Origin of the sequence: Haloferax sp. Atlit-6N (assembly GCF_003383195.1) — an archaeon.
In the GTDB taxonomy this organism is placed as follows: Archaea; Halobacteriota; Halobacteria; order Halobacteriales; family Haloferacaceae; genus Haloferax; species Haloferax gibbonsii.
Genome location: NZ_QEQJ01000216.1, coordinates 1 through 500, shown reverse-complemented (window position 1 = coordinate 500; position 500 = coordinate 1). Strand labels below are relative to the sequence as shown.

At 60.6% G+C, this 500-nt stretch carries 1 pseudogene; it reads left to right on the top strand.

From position 1 onward, the window contains the following. Positions 1-259 precede the first annotated feature (259 nt). Positions 260-500: pseudogene (locus DEQ92_RS22015) on the top strand (universal stress protein); the annotation flags it as partial.

The following is a 500-nucleotide window of genomic DNA, read 5'->3' as shown; positions in this document are numbered from 1 at the left end:
GGAGACGAAGGCGCTGTCTGCGACATCGGGTTCGGACCCCTCGAACGCTCGTTGCATACGTCTGCTACCCAGATCCGTGAGTATAAACCCAGGTGGCGTCCGGTGACGTACGGTGTCCGCTCTGCCGTCCCGTTATCCGGAACAAATTTCGATCACGTCGAACAGCGTTCGGGAGAGTGCGGTACGGTCGTCGGATCCGAAGCGGGGAATCACCGAACTCACCGCCGAAATATAAGTAGGTGGCCGATGCAGAGAGGGTATGGTTCGAGTACTACTCGCACTCGACGACGACATCCCGCAGGCGCACGTACAGACGAACGCGATCGAAGATATGGTCGAGACGGCCAGCGGCGCGGAAGTGTTCATCCTGCACGTCTTCAGCGACAATCCAGAAGGCGCGTCAGTCCAGCAGGTCGAAGCGGTCCGCGAAGCCCAAGACCGACTCGAAGCCCTCGGCGTCGACGTCGAACTGCTCGAAGCGAGAGGGTCGCCCTCCGAAG